Source organism: Mesorhizobium newzealandense (genome assembly GCF_042682145.1).
Lineage (GTDB): Bacteria > Pseudomonadota > Alphaproteobacteria > Rhizobiales > Rhizobiaceae > Mesorhizobium > Mesorhizobium newzealandense.
On sequence record NZ_JBHUGZ010000021.1, the window covers coordinates 1 to 3663 of the forward strand.

Here is a 3663-nt window from a genome sequence, read left to right on the forward strand (position 1 = left end):
CGAGATTGGTTTTCGTTAGCATGTGAATGCCACTCACCGATCCCGATCGGCTGGAGAAGCGTTCAGGCGTTTTGGAGATCGAAACGATCCAGGCACGGAGTTCTGGTGCAAATGGCTTCTCCAGCGCCGCACGGTCCCAGGCAAGGAAATAGGCATCAGACAACTTGATCCGCTGATCGAATGGCACGATGAGCCGGCCAGCAGCGATATCGTCAGCGGCCATGGACAATTGGGCAAGCACAAACCCCTTTCCATTTACCGCAGCGTCGATCGCGGCGCTCGACAACGAAAAGGCAACTTCGCCGGACGTCTTTCGATGTAACGCGCCGATCCTGCTTGCCCATTCAGCCCAACTTGGCGGCGATTGATGATCTCGTGCCCATTCTATGCCCAGGAGAGGAAAAATCAAGAACATCCGAGGGCTTGCGGACAGGTCGATTGGCCAGCAATCCGGGTGCGCAAGCAGGCACCACCCAATCCGTGAACAGTTCGGTATAGTGATCGTAAGTCGTGAATCTTCGTGCCGTACGAGATCCGGAAATCAACCTGATCCTTGTCAAAACGCGGCTCCTGCTCGGCGCCGATGAGACGCACCGTCGCACCGGCGTGGCCTGTTTGCCAATCCAGAAGCTTTGGCCCGATCCACTTGCTGGCGAGCGATGGAAGGCAGGAGATGGTCAGCGCGCTTTCCGATCGCGCCCGCTCGACAATGTGCTGGGCGTTGCGAATCTGGTCGAAGCCTGAGGAAATGGCAGCATGGTAGGTACGTCCCCATGACGTAAGGGCAACGTTCCTGCCACGGCGTTCGAGCAAACTGAGCCCGAGCACATCTTCAGCCTTGCGGATTTGCTGGCTGACCGCACCGACGGAAACACCAAGCTCATTGGCCGCAGCCGTCACGCTGCCGCATCGACCGAAAGCCTCGAAGGCCTGTATCGCGCGCAGGGGGGGCGTTTTTTTCACCTGGGTATGATCCTGGGGTCGGCTTGTTTTAGCATTTCTAAATAGAACGCAGATGCAAGCACTATGTCGTCTCGTGCCCGAGAGGTACCCGTGTTGGCGTTCACAAGCTCGGGAGGACGCCATGTTTCTTCGAAACTGTTGTACGTTGCCGCATGGGACCATGAGGTCACAGACCAGCTGAAGCCCACCCGAATCCTTGGCGAAGACATTGTCCTCTATCGCCGGACGGATGGTGCCGTGGCGGCGCTCGAAGACGCGTGCCCTCATCGCAAGCTGCCGCTGTCCATGGGCCGCATCAAGGGCGACACGGTCGAATGCGGCTATCATGGTCTGACTTTTGACAGCACTGGAACCTGCACGCGTGTGCCCGGTGCTGAAAAGATACCGCATGTAGCATGCGTTCGTTCCTACCCGATTGCCGAACGTTACGGGCTGCTCTGGATATGATGGGCCAAGCAGAAAAGGCCGATCCTGGCTTGATTTTCGAGGTCGATCACTGGGGAGACCCGACCTGGGGGGTCAATCGCGGCGAGTCGATGTTGCTCGATTGCAATTACCTCTACATGACCGACAACCTGCTCGATCCTTCCATGTGTCATGGGTACACCAATCGTCCTTCGGCGGTGTCCAGGCATGGAGGATGCGCCGCTCGAAACCACGGTAGGTGCAGATGGCGTGGACCGTGTGGCGCTGGGTCGTCGATGCCAAGCCCGCGCCATTTTATGCGCCGTTCCTCAAATTCGCTGGCAATTGCGACCGCAAGCAGCACTACGAGGTGCGCTACCCCTCCAACGCGATCATCAAGGCGATTTTCGTTCCGGCCCGCACTGGCGGCGAGGGCAAGCCACTCCATGAGGACTACGTCCTCATGGAGTGGCTTGCCCTCGCCGCCAGTGCGGGCCGGAACGAAAATCGCCTTGATGATCGCGTTGGAGGGTAGCGCACCTCGTAGTGCTGCTTGCGGTCGCAATTGCCAGCGAATTTGAGAACGGCGCATAAAATGGCGCGGGCTTGGCATCGACGACCCAGCGCCACACGGTCACGCCATCTGCACCTACCGTGGTTTCGAGCGGCGCATCCTCCATTGCCTGGACACCGCCGAAGGACGATTGGTGTACCCATGACACATGGGAAGGATCGAGCAGGTTGTCGGTCATGTAGAGGTATTGCAATCGAGCAACATCGACTCGCCGCGATTGACCCCCCAGGTCGGGTCTCCCCAGTGATCGACCTCGAAAATCAAGCCAGGATCGGCCTTTTCTGCTTGGCCCATCCATATCCAGAGCAGCCCGTAACGTTCGGCAATCGGGTAGGAACGAACGCATGCTACATGCGGTATCTTTTCAGCACCGGGCACACGCGTGCAGGTTCCAGTGCTGTCAAAAGTCAGACCATGATAGCCGCATTCGACCGTGTCGCCTTGATGCGGCCCATGGACAGCGGCAGCTTGCGATGAGGGCACGCGTCTTCGAGCGCCGCCACGGCACCATCCGTCCGGCGATAGAGGACAATGTCTTCGCCAAGGATTCGGGTGGGCTTCAGCTGGTCTGTGACCTCATGGTCCCATGCGGCAACGTACCAACAGTTTCGAAGAAACATGGCGTCCTCCCGAGCTTGTGAACGCCAACACGGGTACCTCTCGGGCACGAGACGACATAGTGCTTGCATCTGCGTTCTATTTTAGAAATGCTAAAACAAGCCGACCCAGGATCATACCCAGGTGAAAAAAACGCCCCCCCTGCGCGCGATACAGGCCTTCGAGGCTTTCGGTCGATGCGGCAGCGTGACGGCTGCGGCCAATGAGCTTGGTGTTTCCGTCGGTGCGGTCAGCCAGCAAATCCGCAAGGCTGAAGATGTGCTCGGGCTCAGTTTGCTCGAACGCCGTGGCAGGAACGTTGCCCTTACGTCATGGGGACGTACCTACCATGCTGCCATTTCCTCAGGCTTCGACCAGATTCGCAACGCCCAGCACATTGTCGAGCGGGCGCGATCGGAAAGCGCGCTGACCATCTCCTGCCTTCCATCGCTCGCCAGCAAGTGGATCGGGCCAAAGCTTCTGGATTGGCAAACAGGCCACGCGGTGCGACGGTGCGTCTCATCGGCGCCGAGCAGGAGCCGCGTTTTGACAAGGATCAGGTTGATTTCCGGATCTCGTACGGCACGAAGATTCACGACTACGATCACTATACCGAACTGTTCACGGATTGGGTGGTGCCTGCTTGCGCACCCGGATTGCTGGCCAATCGACCTGTCCGCAAGCCCTCGGATGTTCTTGATTTTCCTCTCCTGGGCATAGAATGGGCACGAGATCATCAATCGCCGCCAAGTTGGGCTGAATGGGCAAGCAGGATCGGCGCGTTACATCGAAAGACGTCCGGCGAAGTTGCCTTTTCGTTGTCGAGCGCCGCGATCGAACGCTGCGGTAAATGGAAAGGGGTTTGTGCTTGCCCAATTGTCCATGGCCGCTGACGATATCGCTGCTGGCCGGCTCATCGTGCCATTCGATCAGCGGATCAAGTTGTCTGATGCCTATTTCCTTGCCTGGGACCGTGCGGCGCTGGAGAAGCCATTTGCACCAGAACTCCGTGGCCTGGATCGTTTCGATCTCCAAACGCCTGAACGCTTCTCCAGCCGATCGGATCGGTGAGTGGCATTCACATGCTAACGAAAACCAATCTCGGGCCTCTATTGGGCATTCAG

The 3663-nt window shown here is 58.2% G+C and carries 3 protein-coding genes and 3 pseudogenes; 3 read left to right on the forward strand and 3 right to left on the reverse strand.

The genetic code is table 11. From position 1 onward, the window contains the following. Positions 1-963: pseudogene (locus tag ACFSOZ_RS29690) on the reverse strand (LysR substrate-binding domain-containing protein); the annotation flags it as partial. A gap of 63 nt (positions 964-1026) precedes the next feature. Here ACFSOZ_RS29690 and ACFSOZ_RS29695 point away from each other — a divergent pair. Together ACFSOZ_RS29695 and ACFSOZ_RS29700 are read left to right on the forward strand one after the other, a co-directional pair. Next, positions 1027-1410, forward strand: a complete 384-nt coding sequence (locus tag ACFSOZ_RS29695) for a Rieske 2Fe-2S domain-containing protein (RefSeq protein ID WP_379103943.1) — start codon at positions 1027-1029, stop codon at positions 1408-1410. 223 nt (positions 1411-1633) lie between these two features. Next, positions 1634-1903, forward strand: coding sequence for a hypothetical protein (locus ACFSOZ_RS29700; protein ID WP_379103947.1), 270 nt, complete (start codon positions 1634-1636; stop codon positions 1901-1903). On the opposite strand, the gene ACFSOZ_RS29705 is transcribed toward ACFSOZ_RS29700, so the two are convergent. Both ACFSOZ_RS29705 and ACFSOZ_RS29710 read right to left on the reverse strand, forming a co-directional pair. Beyond that, positions 1830-2120 carry a hypothetical protein gene (locus tag ACFSOZ_RS29705; protein WP_379103945.1) on the reverse strand — a complete coding sequence of 97 codons (291 nt, stop codon included), beginning with the start codon at positions 2118-2120 and terminating at the stop codon, positions 1830-1832. The genes ACFSOZ_RS29700 and ACFSOZ_RS29705 overlap by 74 nt on opposite strands. Next, positions 2117-2631, reverse strand: a pseudogene (locus tag ACFSOZ_RS29710) (Rieske 2Fe-2S domain-containing protein). Before ACFSOZ_RS29710 ends, ACFSOZ_RS29705 begins: the two are co-directional and overlap by 4 nt. A gap of 52 nt (positions 2632-2683) precedes the next feature. On the opposite strand from ACFSOZ_RS29710, the pseudogene ACFSOZ_RS29715 reads away from it, so the two are divergent. Next, positions 2684-3596: pseudogene (locus ACFSOZ_RS29715) on the forward strand (LysR substrate-binding domain-containing protein); the annotation flags it as partial. Between the last annotated feature and the right edge of the window lie 67 nt (positions 3597-3663).